The 24,053-nt window shown below is 34.4% G+C and carries 24 protein-coding genes; 9 read left to right on the top strand and 15 right to left on the bottom strand.

Features of this window, described 5'->3' with window-relative positions:
* Positions 1-25: 25 nt before the first annotated feature.
* Complete coding sequence (gene meaB / locus RM520_RS14255) at positions 26-1,051, bottom strand: methylmalonyl Co-A mutase-associated GTPase MeaB (RefSeq protein ID WP_311388451.1); 1,026 nt, start codon at positions 1,049-1,051, stop codon at positions 26-28.
* 110 nt (positions 1,052-1,161) lie between these two features.
* On the opposite strand from meaB, the gene RM520_RS14250 reads away from it, so the two are divergent.
* The 4 genes from RM520_RS14250 (at position 1,162) to RM520_RS14235 (ending at position 4,274) form a co-directional block, all read left to right on the top strand.
* Complete coding sequence (locus RM520_RS14250; protein ID WP_311388450.1) at positions 1,162-1,587, top strand: Ohr family peroxiredoxin; 426 nt, start codon at positions 1,162-1,164, stop codon at positions 1,585-1,587.
* Positions 1,588-1,722: 135 nt separating this feature from the next.
* Entirely contained in the window at positions 1,723-2,265 is a 543-nt protein-coding gene (locus RM520_RS14245; protein WP_311386230.1) for an RNA polymerase sigma factor, read from the top strand.
* Positions 2,249-2,839, top strand: coding sequence for a hypothetical protein (locus tag RM520_RS14240; RefSeq protein WP_311388449.1), 591 nt, complete (start codon positions 2,249-2,251; stop codon positions 2,837-2,839). Before RM520_RS14245 ends, RM520_RS14240 begins: the two co-directional genes overlap by 17 nt.
* Positions 2,817-4,274, top strand: coding sequence for a hypothetical protein (locus RM520_RS14235; RefSeq protein ID WP_311388448.1), 1,458 nt, complete (start codon positions 2,817-2,819; stop codon positions 4,272-4,274). The genes RM520_RS14240 and RM520_RS14235 overlap by 23 nt, the downstream gene beginning before the upstream one ends.
* 48 nt (positions 4,275-4,322) lie before the next feature.
* Here the strand turns inward: RM520_RS14235 and msrA are convergent, their stop codons facing one another.
* A complete protein-coding gene (gene msrA / locus RM520_RS14230; RefSeq protein ID WP_311388447.1) occupies positions 4,323-5,000 on the bottom strand; it encodes a peptide-methionine (S)-S-oxide reductase MsrA in 678 nt (225 codons plus the stop codon).
* A gap of 84 nt (positions 5,001-5,084) precedes the next feature.
* On the opposite strand from msrA, the gene RM520_RS14225 reads away from it, so the two are divergent.
* From RM520_RS14225 to RM520_RS14215, 3 genes are all read left to right on the top strand, one after another.
* On the top strand, positions 5,085-5,759 hold the full coding sequence (locus RM520_RS14225) for a peptidoglycan DD-metalloendopeptidase family protein (protein ID WP_311388446.1): 675 nt from the start codon (positions 5,085-5,087) through the stop codon (positions 5,757-5,759).
* A 182-nt stretch (positions 5,760-5,941) separates the two neighbouring features.
* Positions 5,942-6,184 carry a hypothetical protein gene (locus RM520_RS14220; RefSeq protein ID WP_311388445.1) on the top strand — a complete coding sequence of 81 codons (243 nt, stop codon included), beginning with the start codon at positions 5,942-5,944 and terminating at the stop codon, positions 6,182-6,184.
* Between the two features lie 315 nt (positions 6,185-6,499).
* Positions 6,500-6,742 carry a hypothetical protein gene (locus RM520_RS14215; protein ID WP_311388444.1) on the top strand — a complete coding sequence of 81 codons (243 nt, stop codon included), beginning with the start codon at positions 6,500-6,502 and terminating at the stop codon, positions 6,740-6,742.
* Positions 6,743-6,751: 9 nt separating this feature from the next.
* Here RM520_RS14215 and RM520_RS14210 read toward each other — a convergent pair whose 3' ends face one another.
* From RM520_RS14210 to secA, 4 genes are all read right to left on the bottom strand, one after another.
* Entirely contained in the window at positions 6,752-8,335 is a 1,584-nt protein-coding gene (locus RM520_RS14210) for an amidohydrolase family protein (protein WP_311388443.1), read from the bottom strand.
* Between the two features lie 6 nt (positions 8,336-8,341).
* Positions 8,342-10,858: a M14 family zinc carboxypeptidase gene (locus RM520_RS14205; RefSeq protein ID WP_311386222.1), complete on the bottom strand. Its 2,517-nt coding sequence runs from the start codon at positions 10,856-10,858 to the stop codon at positions 8,342-8,344.
* Between the two features lie 60 nt (positions 10,859-10,918).
* Positions 10,919-11,797 carry a sensor histidine kinase gene (locus RM520_RS14200; RefSeq protein WP_311386221.1) on the bottom strand — a complete coding sequence of 293 codons (879 nt, stop codon included), beginning with the start codon at positions 11,795-11,797 and terminating at the stop codon, positions 10,919-10,921.
* Positions 11,798-11,957: 160 nt separating this feature from the next.
* Positions 11,958-15,320, bottom strand: a complete 3,363-nt coding sequence (gene secA / locus RM520_RS14195; protein WP_311388442.1) for a preprotein translocase subunit SecA — start codon at positions 15,318-15,320, stop codon at positions 11,958-11,960.
* Here secA and RM520_RS14190 point away from each other — a divergent pair.
* Positions 15,319-15,552, top strand: coding sequence for a hypothetical protein (locus RM520_RS14190; RefSeq protein ID WP_311388441.1), 234 nt, complete (start codon positions 15,319-15,321; stop codon positions 15,550-15,552). The genes secA and RM520_RS14190 overlap by 2 nt on opposite strands.
* 29 nt (positions 15,553-15,581) lie before the next feature.
* On the opposite strand, the gene RM520_RS14185 is transcribed toward RM520_RS14190, so the two are convergent.
* From RM520_RS14185 to RM520_RS14165, 5 genes are all read right to left on the bottom strand, one after another.
* The gene (locus RM520_RS14185; protein WP_311386218.1) at positions 15,582-15,806 is read right to left on the bottom strand and encodes a DUF2795 domain-containing protein; all 225 of its coding nucleotides are present in this window, start codon (positions 15,804-15,806) and stop codon (positions 15,582-15,584) included.
* Between the two features lie 125 nt (positions 15,807-15,931).
* Positions 15,932-16,489 carry a cob(I)yrinic acid a,c-diamide adenosyltransferase gene (locus RM520_RS14180; RefSeq protein ID WP_311388440.1) on the bottom strand — a complete coding sequence of 186 codons (558 nt, stop codon included), beginning with the start codon at positions 16,487-16,489 and terminating at the stop codon, positions 15,932-15,934.
* A 164-nt stretch (positions 16,490-16,653) separates the two neighbouring features.
* Positions 16,654-16,887: a hypothetical protein gene (locus tag RM520_RS14175; RefSeq protein ID WP_311386216.1), complete on the bottom strand. Its 234-nt coding sequence runs from the start codon at positions 16,885-16,887 to the stop codon at positions 16,654-16,656.
* Between the two features lie 266 nt (positions 16,888-17,153).
* Complete coding sequence (locus RM520_RS14170) at positions 17,154-19,031, bottom strand: ABC-F family ATP-binding cassette domain-containing protein (RefSeq protein ID WP_311388439.1); 1,878 nt, start codon at positions 19,029-19,031, stop codon at positions 17,154-17,156.
* A gap of 24 nt (positions 19,032-19,055) precedes the next feature.
* Positions 19,056-20,219 (bottom strand): lipoprotein N-acyltransferase Lnb domain-containing protein, encoded by a 1,164-nt coding sequence (locus RM520_RS14165; protein ID WP_311388438.1) that lies wholly within the window; start codon positions 20,217-20,219, stop codon positions 19,056-19,058.
* Between the two features lie 97 nt (positions 20,220-20,316).
* Here RM520_RS14165 and RM520_RS14160 point away from each other — a divergent pair, with 97 nt between their 5' ends.
* Complete coding sequence (locus tag RM520_RS14160; protein ID WP_311388437.1) at positions 20,317-21,048, top strand: CDP-alcohol phosphatidyltransferase family protein; 732 nt, start codon at positions 20,317-20,319, stop codon at positions 21,046-21,048.
* On the opposite strand, the gene lptB is transcribed toward RM520_RS14160, so the two are convergent.
* The 4 genes from lptB to RM520_RS14140 are packed head-to-tail and all read right to left on the bottom strand — an operon-like array spanning position 21,045 to position 23,978.
* A complete protein-coding gene (gene lptB, locus RM520_RS14155) occupies positions 21,045-21,785 on the bottom strand; it encodes an LPS export ABC transporter ATP-binding protein (protein WP_311386212.1) in 741 nt (246 codons plus the stop codon). The genes RM520_RS14160 and lptB overlap by 4 nt on opposite strands.
* Positions 21,786-21,839: 54 nt before the next feature.
* Positions 21,840-22,190: a carboxymuconolactone decarboxylase family protein gene (locus RM520_RS14150; protein WP_311388436.1), complete on the bottom strand. Its 351-nt coding sequence runs from the start codon at positions 22,188-22,190 to the stop codon at positions 21,840-21,842.
* On the bottom strand, positions 22,180-23,013 hold the full coding sequence (tatC, locus tag RM520_RS14145) for a twin-arginine translocase subunit TatC (RefSeq protein WP_311388435.1): 834 nt from the start codon (positions 23,011-23,013) through the stop codon (positions 22,180-22,182). The genes RM520_RS14150 and tatC overlap by 11 nt, the downstream gene beginning before the upstream one ends.
* A complete protein-coding gene (locus tag RM520_RS14140) occupies positions 23,013-23,978 on the bottom strand; it encodes a KpsF/GutQ family sugar-phosphate isomerase (RefSeq protein WP_311388434.1) in 966 nt (321 codons plus the stop codon). Before RM520_RS14140 ends, tatC begins: the two co-directional genes overlap by 1 nt.
* Between the last annotated feature and the right edge of the window lie 75 nt (positions 23,979-24,053).

Raw genomic sequence — 24,053 nt, 5'->3', positions numbered from 1 at the left:
AAATTTAGGGTTTTTAAACTTGTTATTATTTGGGTTCAAACACCAATAATTTTGCTGCGGTAAATGGGGAAATTTGCTTTGCTTTAATTTGGGTTAAGAGCTCTTTGGAATGCTCTTTAATTTTGTTTTTTTGATAAAACTGATGTTTTAGTAATTCGTCAACTGTTTGTAAAAACCAATTTTGATTTTGATTAGTGCGATTTATTTCAAAGTATTCATTGTTTGTGGTTAGTTCTATAAACTCCGAAATCATATTCCAAATTTCGGAAATACCAGTTTTTTCCATGGACGAACAACTTAAAACCTGTGGAGTCCATTTATTCTCTTTAGGTGGGTATAAATGTAGAGCTCTACTAAACTCCGTTTGCGTAATTTTTACATTTTTTAAATTATTTCCGTCTGCTTTATTGATTACAATGGCATCTGCCATTTCCATTATACCTCTTTTTATCCCCTGTAATTCATCTCCCGCTCCTGCCAATTTCAACAACAAAAAGAAATCTACCATGCTATGAACTGCGGTTTCACTTTGTCCAACGCCTACGGTTTCAACCAAAATAATGTCATAACCCGCTGCTTCACATAAAACAATTGTTTCTCTAGTTTTTCGAGTAACTCCACCAAGAGAATCACTTGCAGGAGAAGGCCTTATAAAAGCATTAGGGTCTTTAGCCAAAGTTTCCATTCTAGTTTTATCCCCGAGTATACTACCTTTTGTAACAGTGCTTGAAGGGTCAACAGCTAATACTGCGACTTTTCTTCCTAGTTCGGTTAAATGTGAACCGAAAGCTTCAATAAAAGTACTTTTGCCTACACCAGGGATTCCAGTAATTCCAATTCTGATACTTTTTGATGTAAATTTTAAAGCTTCAGTAATGAGTTTTTCGGCTTTATCAAAATGTGCAGGTTTATTACTTTCTATAAGAGTTATAGATTTTGCTAAAACGGCCTTATCAAAATTGCGAATACCACTTAACAAGTCTTCGGTTGTTAGTTCTTGCCTTTTGATTTTTTTGACTTTTTGCCCTGATTTAACGCCTGTTTTTTTCACCACAAAACCTTCTAATGCTACTAAGGTATACTTTTCACATAAATTTAATAGTGTCCGCTACTAGTATCAGAGTACAAATGATAATTTTTGTACCATAAAATATGACATAAATGAAAACTTTATTTGAAGCAAAAGCAACGAACACTGGCGGTAGAACGGGAAATGTTCAGAGTGAAGATGGAACGATAGATTATAAAATTGAAATGCCAAGAAGCAAAGGCAAATCAAATACCGGCTCTACAAATCCGGAAGAATTATTTGCAGCGGCATATGCTACTTGTTTTGCTGGTGCTGTGCAGCATGTGGCAAAAGAACATAATATTGATGATTTAGGTGATTTTAGTGTCACTGCAGTCGTTTCTTTCAATCAAGAAGAAGATGGATTTTTTCTAGAGGCTACGTTAGATACCTATTTGCCAACCGTTAATCAAGAAACGGGTGAGAATCTTATAACCGCTGCGCATGATATTTGCCCGTATAGTAAGGCAACTAGAGATAATATAACAGTACATTTAAATTTATTAATTGATATGTAATAATCTGAATTACAAATCATTAACTTCCTATTGAATCATTTTTAATAGGATTTTTTTATTTAAATAAAAGTATTTTGCCACACCGTTATTTTTTCTTCGTCTTTAAGACAACAATAAACAACACTAAAATCAACCATGTTGCACATTGAATTGGTAGAAAGGTGTAAAACCAACGACCGTAAAGCACAATTAAAGCTGTATCAGCAATATTGTGAAGGAATGTTCTGTGTAGCAATGCGATTTTTGAAGAATAGCGATGATGCTGAAGATGTTTTACAAGAATCTTTCATCAAAGCCTTTCAAAAAATAGAACAGTATAGTGGTGAAGTAACTTTTGGAGCGTGGTTAAAACGAATTGTAGTTAATAGAAGTATCGACTTTTTAAAATCGAAAAAGGAAAGAACCTTGGAGCTTGACGAGGGATACATGCATATAACAGATGATGATAATTGGGAGGTTGATGAAAGTGTAAGTTTAGATGAAATAAAAAAGGCAATAGATTCCTTAACTGATAAGTATAGATATGTAGTTCAACTTTATTTAGTTGAAGGCTATGATCACAATGAAATTGCTGGAATTTTGAAAATTTCTGAAACTGCTTCCAGGACAAGGTTAGTTCGTGGAAAAGGAAAATTAAAAGAATTACTAAAGGAAGTGAAGTATGGCACAGGATCTTAGAGAGTTGTTCAAAGAACAACGAGAGAATGAAAAATTCAAAATGAAAGATGGGCATGAGAATCGGTTTTTAAGTCTATTAGAAGAAGAGCTTCCATCTGCTAAAAGAACAAACTCATATTTATGGTTAAAAATTGCTGCATCAGTTGTGATTGTGTTAAGTATTGGAAGTTATCTTCTCTTGAAAGAAAGCCATAATAAGGATGTAATTAAAACCACCGTGGTAGAGCATACTAAAGATGATTTAAAAAAATCTATTTCATTAGGTGATTTATCACCAGAGTTAAAAAAAGTTGAGAATTATTACGTCGCTAATATTAATTACGAACTCTCTAAACTAAAAGTGTCGGAGGAAAATAAAGAAGTTGTCGACGGTTTTTTGTCTCGGTTAGATGAGCTAAATGTAGAATATGAAGTTTTAAATAAAGAGCTGAATGAAATAGGGCCTAATGATCAAACTATTGAAGCAGCAATTAATAATCTTCAGTTACGATTGCAGTTAATGCAAAAATTAAAATCAAAATTAAATCAATTAAAATCATCAAAAAATGAACATGAATCAACAAATATTATTTAAAACATTGGCCTTGACCCTGTTGTCAACAACAGGGTTATTTGCTCAAAAAGAATCGAAGACCTTTAAAGAAACATTTAATGTGGCTGATGATGCGGTAGTAGAAATTAACACTACCCATACCGATATTGAATTTGAAACTTGGGATAAAAATCAAGTGGAAATTACCGCTATGGTTGAGCTTGAAGGGGCAAGTGATGAAGAAGCGGCAGAATACTTTGAGAATACTCCTTTCAAAATGATGGGTAATAGTAAAGAAATTGAAGTAAGTACGTCAGGCAGGAATTCTTTTCCTAATAGATTTTTCGATTCTGCAGTTGAATTTGAGTTTGACGCTGAATCTTTTATCGAACCATTTTTTTTAGACATTGAAATACCCGAGTTAGCTGAGATTGGAGAATGGCCTGAAATGGCAGTTATACCTCCATTACCGTCAATGAACTTTAAACAATTTGATTATGATGCTTATCAAAAAGATGGAGATAAGTATATGAAAGAATGGACCAAACAATTCAGAAAAGAGTTTGATGAAGACTACAAAGAAAAACTTGAGGATTGGGGAAAACGATATGAAAAACAGGCAAAAGAAAGGTCTGAGCGTCTGGAACAAAGAATTAAAGAGCGAACTAAGGAAATGGAAAAGCGTGCTGCCGAGCTTGAGAAGAGATCTGCAGAACGTGCTAAACTTATGGAGGAACGACGGGAGAAGATGGAGGAACGAAGGGAAAAGATGGAAGAAGAAAGTGAAAAACGAAGTTTATTCTTTTCTCGTGATACTGATGATGAACCAAGTATCTTTTATTTTTCTTCAGATGGTGAGGGTAAAAAATATAAAGTCAAGAAAACCATTAAAATTAAAATGCCAAAATCAACACGTTTAAAAATGAATGTAAAACATGGTGAGGTGAAACTGGCTAGAACAACTAACAATATCAATGCAAGCTTGCGCTACGCAAGTTTGCTTGCTTCAACTATTGATGGCAAACAAACTGATATCAGAGCATCATATAGTCCTGTAATCGTTCAAAAATGGAATTATGGTCAACTAAAAGCGGATTATGCTGAGCATGTAAGTCTAAAACAAGTCGGAGATTTGCGTTTAAATGCAACATCTTCAAATGTTGTTATTGAACAACTGAATGACCGAGCCATTGTAGTTAATGATCTTGGAGAATTGGTTATTAATTCAGTTTCAAATAATTTTTCTGATATTGATGTGTCAGTACAAAACGGTGAATTCCGTTGTGAAATGCCAAGCGGGCCTGTTTCTCTTTATTTAAATGGAACTAAATCTAAAATTGTTTATCCTTTAGATTTTAAAATGAATAGAACCAATAATTTTGAAACAGTTATTCATAAAGGCTATAAGACTAACAATAACTCAGGTAAATTAATAACTGTTAATTCAAAATACAGCGAAGTGGTTCTAGAAAACTAGCTTTATATTACTTAAATATCTCAAATCAATTGACCTATTTAAATTCCCTTAATGACTATCTTCTTTTAAAAATGATTTAAAATTTGCCTTAAATCTGTTTAGCCGAGGTACTGAAACTGCTCTTACGTAAGATTGATTCGGATTATTTCTTTCAAAATCTTGATGATATTCTTCAGCTTTCCAAAATTTTTCAAAAGCAACTACTTGCGTTATAATCGGGGCGTCATAAACCATTTCTTTTTCTAAAGCTTCAATATAGTTTCGTATAGCCTTTTCTTCAGAATTATTTTTAAAAAAGGCAATAGAGCGGTATTGAGCGCCTCTATCCGGACCTTGACGATTATATGTTGTTGGGTCATGAGAACCGAAGAATACTTGAACAAGCTCTTCAAAAGAGATAATTTTTGAATCATAAAAAACTTCAACTGCCTCAGCATGCCCAGTTCTTCCATAAGCAACTTGTTCGTAAGTGGGGTTTTGTTCTTTTCCTCCGGAATAGCCAGATACCACTTCTTTAACACCTTTTACGCTTTCAAAGACTGCTTCTACACACCAAAAACAACCACTGGCGAAATAGGCAGTGTCATACTTTTGAAGCGCCTCAGCAGATAAAATTGTTTTTTCAGTTAGTTGGTTTTCTGTTAATGGTTTGTCTTTTACTTTTGCTTGGCAACTTACAAATAACATTATTAGAGGAACTAAAACTATATTTCTGGCTATCTTCATGATTAGATTTTTGCTTTTAGTTGCGAAAGTATAACACCAATTACATTAGAAGACGTTAAAAAATGTTAAGCTTGTATTGAAGGGATGGATAGAGACAATTTATTTAAAACTACTTCTATAAGACCAATTTCAATTTTAGATGCTTCAATTCCTCTTGCCAAATATCATCCTATTGATTTGTCATCGTCGAATAGCGCACTGAATACTTTAGATATTACCAATCCTGAAGATTGCCAGCTTTATATAGATGCAACATTAGTTAAGAGCGGAGGGATGGTCGCCTATGGCGGATATCTTGAGAAACGTAACTTATATGCAAATGCTAGTCGGTTTTCTGAAGGGGAATCTAGAAACATTCATTTGGGTGTTGATTTTTGGTGTGAGCAGGGCACCAAAGTATTAGTTCCTGTTGAGGGGGTTGTACATAGTTTTCAGAATAATGACGATATAGGTAATTATGGACCAACAATTATACTAGAACATAAGACTATTGATAGTACTTACTATTCTTTATATGGCCACCTTTCAATTGAATCACTCGATAACATATATATAGGTAAACGATTTAAGGCTGGCGACGAACTTGCTTTATTAGGGTCTCCTGCCATTAACGTGAATTATGCTCCTCATCTTCATTTTCAACTTATTCTTAATCTTCAAGGATATACAGGTGATTACCCCGGTGTTTGTAGTCAAATGGATTTAGCTTTTTATAAAAACAACTGCCCAGATCCGAATCTTCTTTTAAGGCTTTACTAGAAAACATCGACTAAATGCACCTGCTTTCGGTGTGCTGTTCAGCTCGTTGAAAACCGTTGTCGATGCTTTTTTACACTTTATCCCAACTTGTGTTTTTAAACGAATAAATATTGTTGTAAAACGAGTTATCTCGCCACTGCATTGGTCTCAGGGTACATTTACAAAGTAAAACAACCCAAGTTATGAAAGTCATTTTAACCTTTATCGCAGTAATTTTCTTTACTACTTCAGCATTTACACAAAGCACTATAGAAGAAGTAAAAGTTGAAACAACTACTGCTTCTGTTGAATTAAATGTTGAGAATGAATTGACTGAAGAAATCAAAACTGAAACTGAGGTTGCAAGGCTTTATATGTTTAAAAATTCTAGAATAAAGAAAGCTTTGGCTTTTAGAACTAAAAGAAACAAATCAAAATTGGCTTAATATGTTAGAAACAATCTTAGTACCGGTAACCTTAGTCTTGAGTACAATTTTTGTAATTACCGCATCTCTACTTTCTCTAAAGGAAGCTAAAATCCCTATCAAAAAATAGCTAAACCACAATTATATCTATCTTTTAATATCGATTAAATACACATCAGTTCGGTGTGCTGTTCATCGGTTTGAAAACCGTTATCGATGGTTTTTTACACTTCATCTGTTTTCATGTTTTTAAACGAGTAATTCTTGTTCTAAAACGAGTTATCTGGCTTCTACATTGACCTCAGGGTACATTTACAAAGTAAAACAACCCAAGTTATGAAAGCAATTTTAACCTTTATCGCAGTAATCTTCTTCACTACTACAGCATTTGCACAGAACTCTACTAAGGAAGTTAAAGTAGAAACTATTACTGTATCAATTGAAATGAATGTTACCGTTCAAGTTGCTAAAGAAATCAAAACTGAAACAGAGGTTGCTAGACTTTATATGTTTAAAAATTCTAGAGTAAAGAAAGCTTTAGCTTTTAAGACGAAAAGAAACAAATCTAAAATGGCCTAATGATAACTTTTAATTTTTTACCCCAGGTTGTTTTATTATGTAGTTCTCTTTTTCTTTTTGCTTCGCTACTGTTGTTTTTACATCTTTTAAAAGAGCCTTCGCGTCAAAAATAATTCCGTCTTTAATGGTGTATTTGACTCCACCGACACGAACTACCTCATTATCTTCAGTAAGTTTTACCGCTCCGGTTCCATAAAGTACTTTTAAGTTTTGTAATGGGTTCTCTTCAACAATTGCAAAATCAGCAAGTTTACCTACTTCAACAGTACCAATTTTAGAATCCATACCTAATGCTTCTGCACCATTTAAAGTGGCAGATCTAATAATTTCTAAAGGATGAAAACCGGCCTCTCTTAATAACTCTAGTTCTCGAACATAAGCAAAGCCATATAACTGGAATATAAACCCAGAATCTGAACCTGTTGTAACGCGACCTCCACGGTTTTTATATTCATTTACGAAAGTCATCCAAAGTTTATAATTCTCTCGCCAAGCGACCTCTTGTTCAGTACCCCAGTCATGCCAATAAGACCCATGGCTAATTTTGCTTGGTTGGTAGAACTCCCAAAGCGATGGTAAGGTATAATCTTCATGCCATTCAGCTCTTCGCGCTCTTTGTAAATCTCTACTGGCTTCATAAATATTAAACGTGGGGTCTAAGGTGAAATCTAAACTAATTAACTCGTTCATTACATTATTCCAATGCTCAGAATATGGTTTTGCCGCTTGCTTCCATAGTTTACCTGCTTCTTCAAAACGATCTTGTTCATTTTGATAGTTATAGTCTAAAGGATAGTCTTGTACGGTTTTATCATCAAACAAAGCTTCTGGTAGTCCGTACCAATGTTCCATACTTGTTAGACCAGCCCTTGCTGAATTTAAAACATTCCAACGCGCTACGTCGAGTTGAGCATGATGACAAGCAGAGCGCAGTCCCAATTTTTTGTTTTCATCAAGGGCTGCAGCCATGATTTCAGGAGCAGCACCAAAAAACTTAATTCCATCGGCACCACGTTCAGCATTTGCACGCACCCATTTTCGAGCTTGATCTGGCGTGCTAATTGGAGCATCATTCAAAGGATTAAAACTACCGGAGCTTTGCCCAAAACCCGTATAAGCAAATACCCTTGGTGCTATAATTTCATTCTTTTCACTTTTTCGCTTTAAATCTAGTGCCCAATCTACGCCACGACCACTAGGTTCGCGTACCGTTGTAATACCATGTGCCATCCAAAGTTTAAAAACATAATCATAGTCAGCTCCTTGAGAAACTCCTCCTATATGTCCATGCATATCGACAAAGCCAGGCATTAGGTACATCCCTGTGCAATCCAGCTCTTTTCCTCCTTGCTTAAGTTTAGGTCGTTTATTTTCATTGATAGCAACCCCGGGATAACCAACAACTTGAATTTTTACAATCTTGTTGTTTTCAACTACAATATCAATAGGCCCTCTTGGAGGTGCACCATTTCCATTTATGAGGGTTACTCCTCTTATTATTAACTGATTAAAAGGTCCTTCACTTAGTTTTTCTTGTGAAAAAATATTAGTTATAAGAGTAATTGCGAAGATTAATGTCAGTAATTTTTTCATAATAATTTATTCTGGTATTCTAATTTTATCTCCTAAAAACAAGGCGTTTAAAAATAAACGGTTTGTACCATACCAACTGCCTCTAAAATTTGGATTATCAGCGAAAAGTACAACACGCCCTCTTCCAACTTTACTTACTACCAATGAAGCCGAAGGTTTTAAAAATTCTTCTTTGTTCTTTTTTGTAATGAAGCCATCAATGTGAGGGTTTTGAGTGTATTTGGCAACCGTAGCATATTCATTTTTACTGGGTGCTAACCAAACGGAATTATTTTTATAAACCGGAATTTGAGTATCTCTATACCCAAAGGCTAGGGGGTGAGTCAAATCTAAATCTACTTTAAAAATAGCACCACCAACACTTTCCTTTCCAATATTTTCACCAGCATCAACATAAGGTTTTCTTTCTGCTATTTCTGAACTATCTTTTTTAGCTCCTTCCGTAAGCTTTTCATTTACTAGTTTTTTATTGATTACCCATTTTGAAGCACTTCCTATGGTTATTAAGGTGTTTCCTTTGCTAACCCAAGTTTTAATTTTTTCGCGCTGCTTTTTGTTTAGATTATAGTTACCTGATACCATAACAAGGGTATTGTATTTATCCATATTTGCACGATTGAAATTGCGCATTGGAATTTTAGTGATAGGCATATGAACTCTTGTATCTAGTAAATGCCATACCTCACCTGCTTCATATGAGCGAACACCATCGCCAATGAGCATCATTGCTTTTGGTTTGGTGATAGGAGAAACATACCGGCTACCTAAATCAATCCCTTTATTGCTATAGCCTGAATTTACACTATGTACATCTACTTGAAATTTTTGTTGAGCCTTTTGAACCAGTTTAAAAACATCATCAGAACCTTTCTTTTGAAGACTTACTGGAATAACTAGTGTGCCATAGTTAAAAGTAGTCAGACCTTTATTCGTTGTAGTTGTAAAAGGTTTAAATGAAGAAGAAACCACAATTTCGTTTTGCTGTAAGTAGTTTAATGCAGTCGTCGCATTATAATCATCATAATTAATGATATATGCATAGTCCGTTTTCTTAACGGTTGATGTCTTCACTAGATCAGCAGTAGTAGTTATTTTTTCACCTTTATTTAAACTGGTGACGGGCTTGTATTTCATGTTGTAGAAATTAGCCACTGACCAAGCTGAAGCATCATAGTAAACACTGTCACGATATTTAGAATAGGTTTCAAACATAGTTTGCACCATTCGGTATTGAGGTTGGTTAGTTGGTACTACAAATTGATTACCAGATTTGTATACATCAATTTTGTGCAATAAAAGTTTGTCTATAAATGCCTTCTCTCGATTTTTGTCATAATCATCCTTAAAAATATATCCTCGAATTTTACTTCTAGAGGCGTTACCTAAGGCACTTTTAAAGAAATCTTGTTGGTATTTTCTCAGCATTCCTTTGTTCTCGACAGCCGCTCTAACTGTTGTTATACTTGATGTGAATTGATTTCTAATCGTGAAAGGAAAAGTGATTTCACCGAATTTTGTTTTTTGCTTGTGCCCTCGAGAACTTGCTTGTTCGAATAAAAGTCCCAAACCACCTTGTAAATCAGGGTATGAAGACCCGTAACCAGGGTAGGTACCATCAAAAACTTCTTTTGTGAAGTAAAATGATCCGATACTATCTAAAGCACTGGCAAAATAATCACCAAATAGATTGTTCAAATCTTCATAATTTTCTTTTGGCATAATCGGATCTTGCGATGCGTTCACTTTCATTGGTTCAAAAAAGTAAGAGCTCTGACTACCCATTTCATGGAAATCTGTCACTACATTAGGATACCATTCATGGTACCAAGTTAGTTTACCACGACTTTCAGGATTTATACCTAATAGCCAATCTCTGTTCAAATCAAACCAATAGTGGTTTGTTCGCCCTCTTGGCCAATATTCATTATGTTCAGCATCTTGTGGGTCTGCAACCAGCGGACTACCTTGATACATGTTAGCATATTGGGTATGTCTATCGCGCCCATCCGGATTAATAGTTGGGTCAACCATTATTATAGAATTATTCAAATACTTACTTATTTCAGGGCTATCTGAGGCAACAAAAGTATAAGCCGCTAGTAAAGCTGCTTCAGAACTTGAAGGCTCATTACCGTGAACATTATAAGCCAAATTAATAAAGATTGGTACATCATTATAGTTGGAAACAGACTTAGAAGGGTCTGTAAAAGCTAAGTGTTGCTCTTTTATATTATCAAGATTTTGAAGATTTTCAGGTGTGGTAATGGTAAGTATTACCAATTTACGTCCTTCATGTGTTTTGCCATATTCATAGATACTAGCACGTTCAGAAACCTCCGCAAGCTTTGTTAAATAAGCGACAATTAAGTCATGTCTGGTATGATGTTCTCCAATACCATAGCCTAAAAACTGCTCAGGCGAAGGAATTTCGGTATTAAAAGGTTTGTATTTTTCTAAAAAATAATCTTGAGCGGAAAGTGTACCACTAATACATAGTGCTACAAGAAGGAGTTTCTTGAACATTGGGCTGGTAGTCTTTTGAGTTAGTTTTTAAAGATAAAGAACTAGTTCAAAAAATACCACTTAATCAACTGAATTAAAATCATCAATAACTTCTTCAAAAGTTATTTGATAATAAGTTCCAGCACTTTTAGTATCTCTTTGAACACTGCCTCGAAGTTGCCTTGATAAATTATGAATTAACTTAAGACCTAATGATTTAGTGTTTTTAGGATTGATGTCTTCAGGAAATCCAATACCGTTATCTCCAAGATACATTTGATAGGTATTGACTCCCTTTTTAGATAGTTTCACTAATATTTCGCCCTTAACATCTTCTGGAAGACCATATTTAAGTGCATTGGTCACCGTTTCGTTGATAATTAGGCCTAACGGAATTACGGTGTCAATGCTTAATTTAAAATCACCAATATCTAGTTTGGTGGTAATATTATTTTCATTGCCTTTTACCGAGCGTAATAAATATTCGCAAAGCTCTTCAACGTAAGGTTTTAATTCAACTTTAGATGTGTAGTCATCACGTTTATAAAGCATTTCATGAACCATAGCCATTGAAACTACACGGTTTTGACTACTTTTAATAATACTGCTGATTTTTTTATCTTCTATAGAACGAGATTGTAAACTCAATAAACTTGAAACCGTCTGTAGGTTATTCTTTACGCGATGGTGTACTTCTTTTAGTAAAGTTTCTTTTTCATGTAGTTTATGTTCTAAGACCTTAGCTGAAGTATTATCATTCTTAATAGATTTTAAGAACAAGGCGGTAGCAATAAATAGTACTCCTAAAAATACTAAAACTACAAGAAAACCTAGTTGATAACCTTTAGTAAATGAGAATATCCCTAAAGCAATAGCCATAAATCCGGCTATATAATTTAAAGTCTCAAACATCCCGCTTTTGCTCTTTGGATGTTGATTTTCGTCGCTAAGGTTTTTCATGTACGTTTTAGGTTATTCAAAGATGACTTAAAAAGTCAAACATAAATACGATTTTGGGGTAAAAATCAAATGTAAATCTAAATATGTTTTATTACATAATCAAAAACGGCGACCAAATTTTGGTCACCGTTTTAACAATTTTAAATTTTCTAGAGTTTATTTAACCTTCAATTAAAACCCATTCTCCTTTTGCGATAAGGGGCTCAGCTTGCTTGTATTTAACAGTTTTGCTTTCACCTGACATCACATTTTTTATCGTTACTCTATCATTTCTACCAATTTTTGGACGCTCTCTAGTTATTGTTTCCGTTTTTTGTGGACGTTGACCTTGTGTTTGGCCTGCAGCTCTGTTTTGAGCTGCTAATTCATCGCTATTAGGAATTTCTTCCTTACTCATTTTAATGTTCTCCTTTGGTCTTCTGACACTTCTAGCCTCTTGAATTTGGTTAGAGTTTTCTGCAGGAAGTTCACCTTTAAATAAAAACGAAATAACCTCTTTATTTACTTGGTCGATCATGCTTTTAAACAATTCAAAAGCTTCAAATTTATAAATGAGTAGCGGATCTTTTTGTTCGTGAACTGCTAATTGTACGGATTGTTTTAACTCATCCATTTTACGTAAATGAGTTTTCCAAGAATCATCAATAATGGCAAGCGTTATATTTTTTTCAAAATCAGTTACTAGCTGCTTTCCATTACTCTCGTAGGCATTCTTAAGATTAGTTACAACATTTAAAGACTTTACACCATCAGTGAAAGGCACAACAATGCGCTCAAATTTATTCGACTGATTTTCATAAACATTTTTAATAACCGGAAATGCTTGTTTTGCACTTCGCTCCATTTTTTCTTGATAATGGTCATAGGCTACTTTATAAACTTGGTTCGAAATTTCTTGAAATCCAAGTTTATTGAATTCTTCTTCGGTTACCGGTGAAGTCACGGAGAAGTACTTGATTAATTCAAATTCAAAATTTTTGAAGTCATCCGCGGCTTTGTTCGTTTCAGTTATCACTTCGCAAGTATCATAAATCATATTTGCGATATCAACTTTTAGACGTTCACCTTGAATAGCGTGACGTCTACGCTTATAGACAACCTCTCGTTGCGCATTCATGACATCATCATATTCTAATAAGCGCTTACGAATGCCAAAGTTGTTCTCTTCAACTTTTTTCTGAGCACGTTCAATTGACTTCGTCATCATGGAATGTTGAATTACTTCGCCTTCTTCAAGGCCCATTCTATCCATCATTTTGGCGACACGGTCCGAACCAAATAAGCGCATCAAATTATCTTCTAAAGAAACATAGAACTGTGAGCTTCCAGGATCACCTTGACGACCAGAACGACCTCGTAGCTGTCTGTCTACTCGCCTTGAATCATGACGTTCCGTTCCGACTATGGCCAAACCACCCGCGGCTTTTACCTCATTAGAAAGTTTAATATCTGTACCACGACCTGCCATATTGGTTGCAATTGTCACAATGCCACCTTGGCCTGCTTCAGCTACTACATCTGCCTCTCTTTTATGGAGTTTGGCATTTAGTACATTATGTGGAATTTTTCGAACGCTTAATAATTTTGATAGTAATTCTGAAATTTCAACTGAAGTCGTACCAATCAAAACTGGGCGTCCAGCTTTTGAAAGTTGTGTTACTTCTTCAATAATTGCATTATACTTTTCTCGTTTTGTTTTATAAATTAAATCGTGCCTGTCATCACGAGCAATTGGTCTGTTGGTAGGAATTTCAACCACATCTAATTTGTAAATTTCCCAGAACTCACCAGCTTCAGTCACTGCAGTACCGGTCATACCTGCTAACTTGTTATACATTCTGAAGTAATTCTGTAATGTTATTGTTGCAAAAGTTTGAGTCAATGCCTCGATCTTAACATTCTCTTTTGCCTCAATAGCTTGGTGTAAACCATCTGAGTATCGACGACCATCCATAATACGACCAGTCTGTTCATCAACAATCATGACCTTATTTTCCATCACAACATACTCCACATCTTTTTCAAATAAGGTATATGCTTTTAGTAATTGACTCATGGTATGAATTCGCTCACTTTTCACAGCAAACTCTTTAAAAAGCTCATCTTTAAGTTCAGCTTCTTTTTCAATCTCAAGATCCTGATTCTCAATTTTTGCTATTTCTCCGCCAATATCAGGCATTACGAAAAAGTCTTTATCTCCGTCCCCAGAGATGTATTCAATCCCTTTATCGGTAAGTTCAATTTGATTATTCTTTTCTTCTATAGTGAATAATAAATCTTCATCAACTTTTGGCATTTCTCGGTTGTTGTCTTGCATATAGAAGTTCTCTGTCTTCTGTAACAACTGTTTTACCCCTTCTTCACTTAAAAACTTAATGAGAGCTTTGTTTTTAGGGAGTCCTCTATGAACACGTAAAAGTAAAAATCCGCCTTCTTTGGTGTCTCCTTCTTTTATTAATTTTTTAGCTTCGGCCAAAACCCCTGTCAAATGTTGACGTTGTTTTTGAACTATGTTAGATACTTGTGGTTTTAACTCATTAAATTCATGACGGTCTCCTTCCGGTACTGGACCAGAAATGATTAGTGGTGTTCTAGCGTCATCAACTAATACAGAATCTACTTCATCAACAATAGCATAGTGGTGAGGTGGTTGTACCAAATCATCAGGTGTATGTGCCATATTATCACGTAGATAATCAAAACCAAATTCATTGTTTGTACCGTAGGTAATATCGGCGTTATAAGCCTTACGTCTACCTTCTGAATTAGGTTGGTGTTTGTCTATACAGTCAATTGAAAGTCCGTGAAATTGAAATATAGGAGCCATCCAGGCACTATCACGTTTTGCTAAGTAATCATTTACCGTTACCAAATGTGCACCTTTACCGGGAAGTGCGTTCAGATAGAGTGGTAGAGTTGCAACCAAGGTTTTACCCTCACCAGTTTGCATTTCTGCGATTTTACCTTGATGCAATGCGATACCACCAATTAGCTGAACATCATAATGTATCATGTCCCATGTAACCTCTTTTCCTGCGGCGTCCCAAGAGTTCTTCCAGGTAGCTTTATCACCCTCTAATATTACATAGTCAGCCGAACCTGATAAAGAGCGGTCAAATTCTGAAGCTGTTACGGTTAGCGTTTCGTTATGAGCAAAACGTTTTGCGGTTTCTTTTACTACAGCAAAGGCCTCAGGTAGAATATCATTTAAAACATCTTCAGAAATTTTATAAGCTTCTTCGTTAAGTTTATCAATTTCAGAATAGATTTCTTCATTTCTATCAATATCAGAAGAGGTTTCAACTTCTTCTTTTAAAGTTGTAATCTTTCCATTGATTTCTTTACAACTTTCTGCTATTTTGGCTTTGAAATCAAGTGTCTTTTGACGTAACTCATCATGACTTAACGCCTCCATTGCTTGTTCAAAAGATTTTATCTTTTTGACCAAAGGTTGCATTGATTTTACATCTTTCTCCGATTTATCTCCTACAAAGACCTTCAGTACAGAATTTAAAATACTCATGGGTGATTTTTTGTTTTATTCAGCAAAAGCTGTTCCATTGTCAAGTTTGACCATTTATGTCAACTTGGCTGCCAAAATTACACAGAACTCTTTTAAACTCAACGGTATTGGTAGCAAAATTAGCTTTCGATACCATCTTTTTGCCTATGTAGTTGCAGACTACCGTCTAATGCGAGTAATCGGCGTTATTAATCAACAAAAAGCAGTAATAAAAAAAGCCTCAATAAAATGAGGCTTTCTGTGTTTTAAACTTATTTGTTATTAATATTCATCCTCGTTCCAGAGGTAATCTTCATCCGTTGGATAGTCGGGCCAGATTTCTTCGATTGATTCGTAGATTTCACCACCTTCTTCTTCCATTGACTGCAAGTTCTCTACAACTTCTAACGGAGCTCCAGTTCTAATTGCGTAATCAATCAACTCGTCTTTTGTGGCTGGCCAAGGTGCATCACTTAAATAAGATGCTAGTTCTAATGTCCAATACATAGTAATGGTTTGATTTTAAATTTTTTGCAAAAATAATTTTTAAACCCAATCTGCCAAGCAATTTTCAGATTATTTAAAAAATATTTTCAACTTAATAAATTTGTAACGTTTAATTTGGAAATTTATTAGTCTAGTTTTTCAGGAATCCACTTGACTTCTTCAGCTTGTAAATCTTTTGACAACTTTCGTGCCAATACAAAAAGGTAGTCAGATAATCTATTGATATAAGCGAGCAGATTTTCAGGTACTGGCTCATTCTCATTTAAATAAGAAATCATTCGTTCTGCACGACGACAAACTGTTCTTGCAATATGACAGTATGACACCGTTGTGTGCCCACCTGGAAGAATAAAATGTGTCATTTCAGGAAGCTCTTCATTCATTAAATCCATTTGGTTTTCTAATAAGGATATGTCTTGGTTATGTATTCTCGGTATTTTTAAACGATTATCCTTTTTTGGTTCTGTGGCTAAAATTGCACCAACTGTAAATAACTTATTTTGAATTATAGTCAGGTTCTGTTTTGAGATATCATCAATTTTCTGGTCACGTATTAAACCCAAAAAAGAATTTAACTCATCAAGGGTACCATAACTTTCAATTCTGATATGATGTTTTGATACTCTTTTTCCTGTAAAAAGAGCGGTTGTAGCTTTATCACCTGTTTTAGTATAGATTTTCATTTGTCATGCCTTCTTTTGCCATCCATAAAAGATCTTGATTTACGCCTTCTGCTGTTGCGTTTATTCTTAAATAAAACCACAAAGTAAATGAGCGCTAATACGGCTAAAATGTAAAAAACGATATTATTCATTTATAGAGTACTTTAATAACCCAAATTACTTTTTTAAATCCGTATTGTAAAATGTTCTTTAGCTTGTTCTTTTCTTAAAAAGACAAGTCCGCAATAGTACAAGTCAATTGTAACTGTCGCTTTATTCCAATGCACAAAGTTCTTCCAATAAAAATGTTCTTCAGGGCTTCTGTAAATATTATCAAAAAATAGTAGAGTTCCATTATTAATCTCTACGTCTTTCAATAGCTCTGTAGGATTTGTATACTTTGTTGATTTAAAGTACATCAGGTCTATTTTTGATGAATCCCAAATTAAGTTCGAAAATTGAAGCTTTATCTTGGATTTATATTCATCGTTCTCTTGAATCTTTACTTTCTTGAATTTGAAATATTCAATACTTTTTAAAAGAACATTTAAGCACTTTTTTTTAGACTTTTTTGGTTTTTGGTACAGGCAATTAGTTACATAATTGTAAACGAAAGGGGAGTGAACATCATGCTGATTAGTTGAATGGCGTAGAAAGTTCAAATAAGAAATAAAACGGAAAAACATTAACCCTCAATTATTGAACCTAGTTCAAACCAACGTTCAGTTTTGTTTTCAATTTCACTGTCCAGTTCACCTAATTTTATAGAAAGTTCATTTATATCATCTCCAGAAAGAGAATCGTCGGTAAATTTATTCTGAACTTCTGCTTTTTGTTCTTCAAGTTTTTGAATTTCTTTTTCTAATTTATTGTATTCTTTCTGTTCTTGATATGAAAGTTTTTTTGACTCATCTTTTTCTTTCCAATTAACTTTTTCAGTCTTTTCGGAGCTTTTATTTTTTGCTTCTCTTTTTTCAAAGGCCTTACTATTTTCATAAACCCTGTAATCTGAATAGTTGCCAGGAAAATCTTCTACAATACCATCGCCTTGAAAAACAAAAAGATGATCGACAATTTTATCCATAAAGTAGCGATCATGTGAAACAACTAGTAAACATCCGGGAAAATCTAAGAGAAAACTTTCCAAAACGTTTAGAGTTACAATATCGAGGTCATTAGTAGGTTCGTCTAAAATTAAAAAATTAGGATTTTGAATTAACACGGTACATAAATAAAGGCGTTTTCGTTCACCTCCACTCAATTTTTCAACAAAATCGTACTGTTTTTTACGATCAAATAGAAAACGTTCTAATAGTTGTTGCGCAGATATTTGTCTTCCTTTTTTAAGTGGAATAAAATCGCCAAATTCTTTTATGATGTCGATTACTTTTTGGCCTTCTTTAGGTGTAATTCCTTTTTGAGTGTAATAGCCAAATTTTATAGTGTCACCAATTACAATTTTGCCCCCATCTATAGCTTCTGTCCCGGTGAGAACATTTAAAAAAGTTGACTTGCCAGTACCATTTTTGCCAATGATTCCTATGCGTTCACCTTTTGTGAAACTATAATCAAACTTATCTAGTAAAACTTTCTTTCCATAAGCTTTGGCGACATTATGAAGCTCAACAATTTTACTGCCTAGACGTTCCATGTTCAATTCTAATTGGACCTCATGTTCTTGTCTTCTTTTGTTTGCCCTTGACTTTATTTCATGAAAATCATCAATACGAGATTTAGACTTGGTCGTTCTTGCTTTGGGTTGGCGTCGCATCCAGTCTAATTCTTTTTTAAATAGAATTTTATTTTTATGTTGCTCAACTGCTTCACGCTCTAATCTGGCCTCCCTTTTCTCTAAATAATACGAATAGTTGCCTTTATAGCTATAGAGTTGATTGTTGTCTAATTCAATAATTTCATTACAAACACGCTCTAAAAAATAACGGTCGTGAGTAACCATAAAGAGTGTGATATTTTCCTTTTTAAAGAACTCTTCGAGCCATTCAATCATTTCTAAATCAAGATGATTAGTAGGCTCATCTAGAATTAGTAAATCAGGTTTGTTAATAAGAGCATTTGCTAAAGCTAAGCGCTTTTTCTGTCCGCCAGATAGTACATTTACCTTTAGGTTAAGTTCGGTTAAATTGAGTTTAAAAAGTATTTGTTTGTATTGCGTTTCAAAATCCCAAGCCTGAAATCTATCCATGTCCTCAAATGCCTTCTGATAAGCTTCTTGGTCATCTGAATTTAAAACAGCCTGCTCATACCTAGAAATGACGTTTAAAACTTCATTACCTGATGCAAATATGGTTTCTTCAATAGTTAGATTTGGATTTAAGTTAGGTTCCTGCTCTAAAAAAGATATTTTGATGCCTTTTCTTGTAGTGATTTGGCCGGTTTCCGTGCTATCTTTTCCTGAAATAATATTTAAAATAGAAGTTTTGCCGCTTCCGTTCTTGGCAATTAGAGCAATCTTTTGGTCTTTGTTGATTCCGAAGGAAATGTTAGAAAACAAGACTAATTCACCATATGATTTTGAAATATTCTCAACGGTAAGAAGATTCATAAGGTAACTTTTGATTGGTGAAAACTATATCTTTTTTAATAAAAACAGATACCGAATAGCTAAAATTAGAAGTAAAGGAATATTCAAAGGAGACAGTATTTGAATCTTAAATATCCATATCAAAAGTATTACCACCATTAAGCCCAATGCCAACCACAGGTATTTCGTCAACCATGTTGGTTTCTTTTTTGAAACGATATAAAAAGCTACTACTAGATTGGTCGGTAACAGCCATAAAAAATTAAAGTTTAATTGTGTAACAACGTGGTCTGTTGCAAACCACAAAAGCATCAGAATTAAACCTGCAAGTCCTGAAACAAAGAACAGTGTAAAATCTAACCATTTATTTTGGCCATCATGTTTTTTATCTAGGTAAGTAATAGCAATTACAAAGCACAAAACAAACATAAACCAGAAAAGGGGTGAGGTTAAAAAAGTACTTTGGTCTGATTTTTCTGGGTAATCAGAAATAGTTCGTTCACGACTTAATAGAGGTTTGCCATTGTAAGTTGTGTTGTTCAATTGATACATCGCATAGTACGGCAAAAACATATGTTGACGTACTGTTGCCTGTTTGTCAGTGATTCCACCAAATGCTAAATCAATTCCGAAAGTACCCCATTCGTTCGTTTTAATATGTTGATGAACAAGTTGTCTAAAGGTCATTAATTCTTTTAAATGTGAACCATTGAAAACGATAGCGTTTCCAATTTGTTCTTCTAAAATATCGCCGGTAATTGTGGAACAGTTGTTGAATAGGGGATCATATGGATAATCTCTGTTTTCAGGTTTATAGTTTTCTTCAAAAAATTTAAGAAGATGGTTCGCTTGTTCTTGATTTAAGTCAAGTAACTGCTCTTTAATCCATCTTTTTTCAAGCTGATAGTCATAAAGAAAAGCTTCAAAACTTTTTCTGGAAAGCGAATAAATTAATTTGCCTTTGGCAAAATTCAAGTAGAAATTTGGTTTGTTAAAATCAAACGTTCCATAATTGTAGACCACATCAATACCTAATTCAGGATCTTGTACTCTAAAAGCGGTATGACCGAAAGAAGAAAAGAGTTGGTCACCAGCGGAACAAGTTAATACGCTTATTTGAGCTTTTTTAGAAAGAACAGGAATTTTAGCATAAAGCATTTGACATGCCTGTAGCAATAAAAGAAAAATAATTAAAAGCCTCGTTCTCATAATAATCCAATACAAATATCAGTATAATTAAATTCTAGGGCTATCTAATCGCAATCAAAAAGTTAATTTTTAGTTTATTTTTACAAAAACCAAACTAATGAAGAAGCATATTCCGAATTTCATTACGCTACTCAATCTTTTTTGTGGATGTGTTGCCGTCGTTTTTGCGGTAATGAATCAATTAGAATTTGCTGCAGTTTTCGTTTTTCTAGGTATTTTCTTTGATTTTCTAGATGGATTTGCTGCACGAATTTTGAACGTAAAAAGCGAGATTGGTGTTCAGCTAGACTCATTGGCTGATATGGTAACAAGCGGAGTAGTACCCGGTATAGTTATGTTTCAATTGTTGAATATGGCTCAAAAAGACGGATGGAATTTAGACTTGTTCGGCATGCATAGCCAAGTTGGGTTGTTGCCTTTATCTGGTTTTATTATTACACTAGCCTCAGCTTATAGATTGGCAAAGTTTAATGTTGATGAGAACCAAGTTTCTTCTTTCTTAGGATTGCCAACACCGGCAAATACTTTATTGATTTTATCATTACCATTGATACTGTTTTACCAGAATAATGAAACCGTAAGTGTAGTAATTTTAAATCAATGGTTTTTAATCGGTTTGACAATTTTAAGCGCCTTTTTGTTAAACTCCAGAATAGAATTATTCGCGCTAAAGTTTGAGAATTGGAGTTTTAAAGATAATGGCATTAAATACTTGTTTTTGATTGGTAGCCTAGTACTTTTATTAACTATGAAATTTCTAGCAATTCCTTTTATTGTGGTAGGTTATATATTAGCCTCGATAATTGAAAAACAGTTTCTAGCGAATTAAAAATCCAGTTTCTTTTTTCGAAGTTCAAAGTTTTGACCCAGATATACTTGACGTACCATTTCGTCTTCAGCTAAATCTTCAGGTATTCCTGCTTTTAAAATACCACCTTCAAACATAAGATAAGAACGCTCAGTTATCGCCAAGGTTTCTTGAACATTATGATCAGTAATTAATATGCCAATATTTTTATTTTTCAATTGAGCCACAATACGTTGAATATCTTCCACAGCTACTGGGTCAACACCCGCAAATGGTTCGTCTAATAAAATAAATTTTGGGTCTGTAGCTAAAGCTCTGGCGATCTCTGTTCTTCGGCGTTCACCACCAGATAGTAAGTCACCTCTGTTCTTACGAATATGTCCTAATCCGAACTCATCAATGAGCGACTCCATTTTCATGTGTTGCTCTTTTTTTGAAAGATTAGTGGTTTGTAGAACGCTCAATATATTTTTTTCGATACTAAGTTTTCTAAAAACCGAAGCTTCTTGTGCTAAATAACCAATTCCGTTCTGTGCTCTTTTGTACATAGGAAAATCAGTGATTTCCATATCATCCAAGAAAATATGACCGCCATTGGGTTTTATAAGTCCTACAATCATATAAAAAGAAGTGGTCTTACCCGCACCATTAGGGCCAAGTAACCCGACAATTTCACCTTGGTTTACCTCAAGAGAAATACCTTTTACTACTTTTCGCCCTCGATAGGCTTTCATTATGTTTTCAGCACGTAACTTCATAAGTGACTAAAACTAAACATAATCCTATTCAGAAGGATATGCTTTGTGATTTTTTTAATGCTTTATATCTTCTAATTCTTCCCAATATTCATAAGCTTTTCTCAGGTGAGGAATTACAATAGTGCCTCCAATTAAAGTGGCAACACTCAAGGTTTCCATTACTTCTTCTTTTGACGCACCGCTATCCATTGAGCTTTCAAGATGATATTTAACGCAATCATCGCATCGCATAACGGCAGAGGCCACCAAACCCAATAATTCTTTAGTTTTTACATCTAAAGCACCAGGTAAAAAGGCATTGGTGTCAAGGTTAAATATTCGCTTAATAACTTTATTGTTTTCGGCGAGTAATTTGTCGTTCATTTTAACGCGGTAGGTGTTGAACTCTTCAACTTTATTTGGCATAATTTGCTTCTCTTTTTGCATCACGTTTGATGACTAATTTTGATATATAAATACTTACTTGGTATAAAATTAGTACAGGTATAGATACTACAATCTGGCTTGCAACATCTGGCGGTGTTATAACTGCAGAAAGTATCAGTACCACAACTAAGGCAATCTTTCTATATTTTTTAAGAATCTCAGGAGTTACCAATCCAACTTTAGTTAAAAAGTAGATGATAATTGGGAGTTCAAACATAATTCCGCATGCAATTACGGATGCTCTCACTGTGGCAATGAAAGAATCAATATCTATCTCATTTAAAACCTCTTTACTTACCTGATAAGTACCTAAAAAATTAATGGATAAAGGTGCTACTACATAATAACCAAAAAGCACACCTAAGAAAAATAGGGCAGAGGCAACTAAAATAAATCCTCTAGAATGTTTGCGTTCTTTTTTGTGTAAACCAGGGCTTATAAAACGCCATACTTCCCAAAGAACATATGGAAAAGATACAATGAAGCCTGCCCAAATTGAAGTCCAAATATGAGCGGAGAACTGCCCAGCCATTTTTCTACTTTGAATTGTAAAGGGTAACGAATCGCCGCAAAACTCAGAAGTAATACCAAAAAAAGTGGCTATTTTACAAAAGAATTGATAGGTTGGAAAGTCCATTTTTTTTGGACCAAAAATGACTGTGTCAAAAATGAATTCTTTCATCACAAAAGCCGCACATCCAACAATGACAATTGCTATTACCGAACGAATCAAATGCCATCTAAGTTCTTCTAAATGGTCCAAAAAGGACATTTCTTCTTGATTTTTAGTTGCCTCTGCCATTATATAATACCTTCATTTATAAGATTATGAATGTGAATGACGCCCAAATAATCGTTTTCGTCTAAGACCAACAATTGTGAAATGCCTTGTTCTTGCATTATCTCAAGTGCCTTAATTGCTAAAATATTAGGGCTGACATACTTAGGGTTAGAAGTCATAATATCCTTAGCTGTAAGTCCGCCAATATTCTCATGCTTATTGAGCATGCGTCTAATATCGCCATCTGTAACAATTCCGACCACCTGGTCATTTTCAAGTACAGCTGTTACACCGAGCATCTTTTTTGAAATCTCGACGATGACTTCTTTTACTTTAGAATCAATTAAAACTGCAGGCTTCTGATTGTTTTCTACGATATCAGCAACCCGCAGATATAGTTTTTTACCTAATGCTCCACCAGGATGATATTTGGCGAAATCAGAGCTGCTAAAACCTTTTAATTTTAGTAAACAAATAGCCAAGGCGTCACCAATAACAAGTTGCGCTGTGGTACTTGTCGTAGGAGCAAGATTGTTAGGGCAGGCCTCTTTTTTGATATATGTGTTTAAAGTAAAATCTGATTGTTTAGAAAGTATAGAATCCATTGTTCCGGTGATGCTTATTAATTTGTTGCCACCTCTTTTGATTAAAGGAATCAACATTTTAATTTCTTCAGTATTACCGCTTTTTGAAATACAAATAACAACATCGTCTTTTTGAACAGTACCTAAATCACCGTGAATGGCGTCAGCTGCATGCATAAATATGGCTGGAGTACCAGTAGAATTAAAGGTGGCAACAATTTTTGAAGCAATTAGGGCGCTCTTGCCAACACCAGATATAACTACCCTACCTTTTGATTTGAGAATACAGTTAACTGCATTTTCAAAATTACTGTCGAGCAGCGTTACAAGGTTTTTAATTGCATCACTCTCATTTTCGATAGTTTGTTTGGCGATGTCAATAATTGAGTTTACAGGCTTCAAAGTAATATTGATATTTTGAGTTGCATTCCTAAAAGAATGTCTTATCTTTAAGATTACAAAATTAAACAAACGTAA

The sequence above is a fragment of the Croceitalea vernalis genome (assembly GCF_031846405.1).
In the GTDB taxonomy this organism is placed as follows: domain Bacteria; phylum Bacteroidota; class Bacteroidia; order Flavobacteriales; family Flavobacteriaceae; genus Croceitalea; species Croceitalea vernalis.
This window is presented reverse-complemented; position numbering and strand designations above follow the sequence as displayed.

Bases quoted from the DNA above. Each gene is read 5' to 3' on its own strand.
- RM520_RS14250 (WP_311388450.1), top strand. From the start codon at position 1,162: ATGAAAACTTTATTTGAAGCAAAAGCAACGAACACTGGCGGTAGAACG.
- RM520_RS14245 (WP_311386230.1), top strand. From the start codon at position 1,723: ATGTTGCACATTGAATTGGTAGAAAGGTGTAAAACCAACGACCGTAAA.
- RM520_RS14240 (WP_311388449.1), top strand. From the start codon at position 2,249: ATGGCACAGGATCTTAGAGAGTTGTTCAAAGAACAACGAGAGAATGAA.
- RM520_RS14235 (WP_311388448.1), top strand. From the start codon at position 2,817: ATGAATCAACAAATATTATTTAAAACATTGGCCTTGACCCTGTTGTCA.
- msrA (WP_311388447.1), bottom strand. From the start codon at position 5,000: ATGAAGATAGCCAGAAATATAGTTTTAGTTCCTCTAATAATGTTATTT.
- RM520_RS14225 (WP_311388446.1), top strand. From the start codon at position 5,085: ATGGATAGAGACAATTTATTTAAAACTACTTCTATAAGACCAATTTCA.
- RM520_RS14220 (WP_311388445.1), top strand. From the start codon at position 5,942: ATGAAAGTCATTTTAACCTTTATCGCAGTAATTTTCTTTACTACTTCA.
- RM520_RS14215 (WP_311388444.1), top strand. From the start codon at position 6,500: ATGAAAGCAATTTTAACCTTTATCGCAGTAATCTTCTTCACTACTACA.
- RM520_RS14210 (WP_311388443.1), bottom strand. From the start codon at position 8,335: ATGAAAAAATTACTGACATTAATCTTCGCAATTACTCTTATAACTAAT.
- RM520_RS14205 (WP_311386222.1), bottom strand. From the start codon at position 10,858: ATGTTCAAGAAACTCCTTCTTGTAGCACTATGTATTAGTGGTACACTT.
- RM520_RS14200 (WP_311386221.1), bottom strand. From the start codon at position 11,797: ATGAAAAACCTTAGCGACGAAAATCAACATCCAAAGAGCAAAAGCGGG.
- RM520_RS14190 (WP_311388441.1), top strand. From the start codon at position 15,319: ATGGGTGATTTTTTGTTTTATTCAGCAAAAGCTGTTCCATTGTCAAGT.
- secA (WP_311388442.1), bottom strand. From the start codon at position 15,320: ATGAGTATTTTAAATTCTGTACTGAAGGTCTTTGTAGGAGATAAATCG.
- RM520_RS14185 (WP_311386218.1), bottom strand. From the start codon at position 15,806: ATGTATTGGACATTAGAACTAGCATCTTATTTAAGTGATGCACCTTGG.
- RM520_RS14180 (WP_311388440.1), bottom strand. From the start codon at position 16,489: ATGAAAATCTATACTAAAACAGGTGATAAAGCTACAACCGCTCTTTTT.
- RM520_RS14175 (WP_311386216.1), bottom strand. From the start codon at position 16,887: ATGTACTTTAAATCAACAAAGTATACAAATCCTACAGAGCTATTGAAA.
- RM520_RS14170 (WP_311388439.1), bottom strand. From the start codon at position 19,031: ATGAATCTTCTTACCGTTGAGAATATTTCAAAATCATATGGTGAATTA.
- RM520_RS14165 (WP_311388438.1), bottom strand. From the start codon at position 20,219: ATGAGAACGAGGCTTTTAATTATTTTTCTTTTATTGCTACAGGCATGT.
- RM520_RS14160 (WP_311388437.1), top strand. From the start codon at position 20,317: ATGAAGAAGCATATTCCGAATTTCATTACGCTACTCAATCTTTTTTGT.
- lptB (WP_311386212.1), bottom strand. From the start codon at position 21,785: ATGAAGTTACGTGCTGAAAACATAATGAAAGCCTATCGAGGGCGAAAA.
- RM520_RS14150 (WP_311388436.1), bottom strand. From the start codon at position 22,190: ATGCCAAATAAAGTTGAAGAGTTCAACACCTACCGCGTTAAAATGAAC.
- tatC (WP_311388435.1), bottom strand. From the start codon at position 23,013: ATGGCAGAGGCAACTAAAAATCAAGAAGAAATGTCCTTTTTGGACCAT.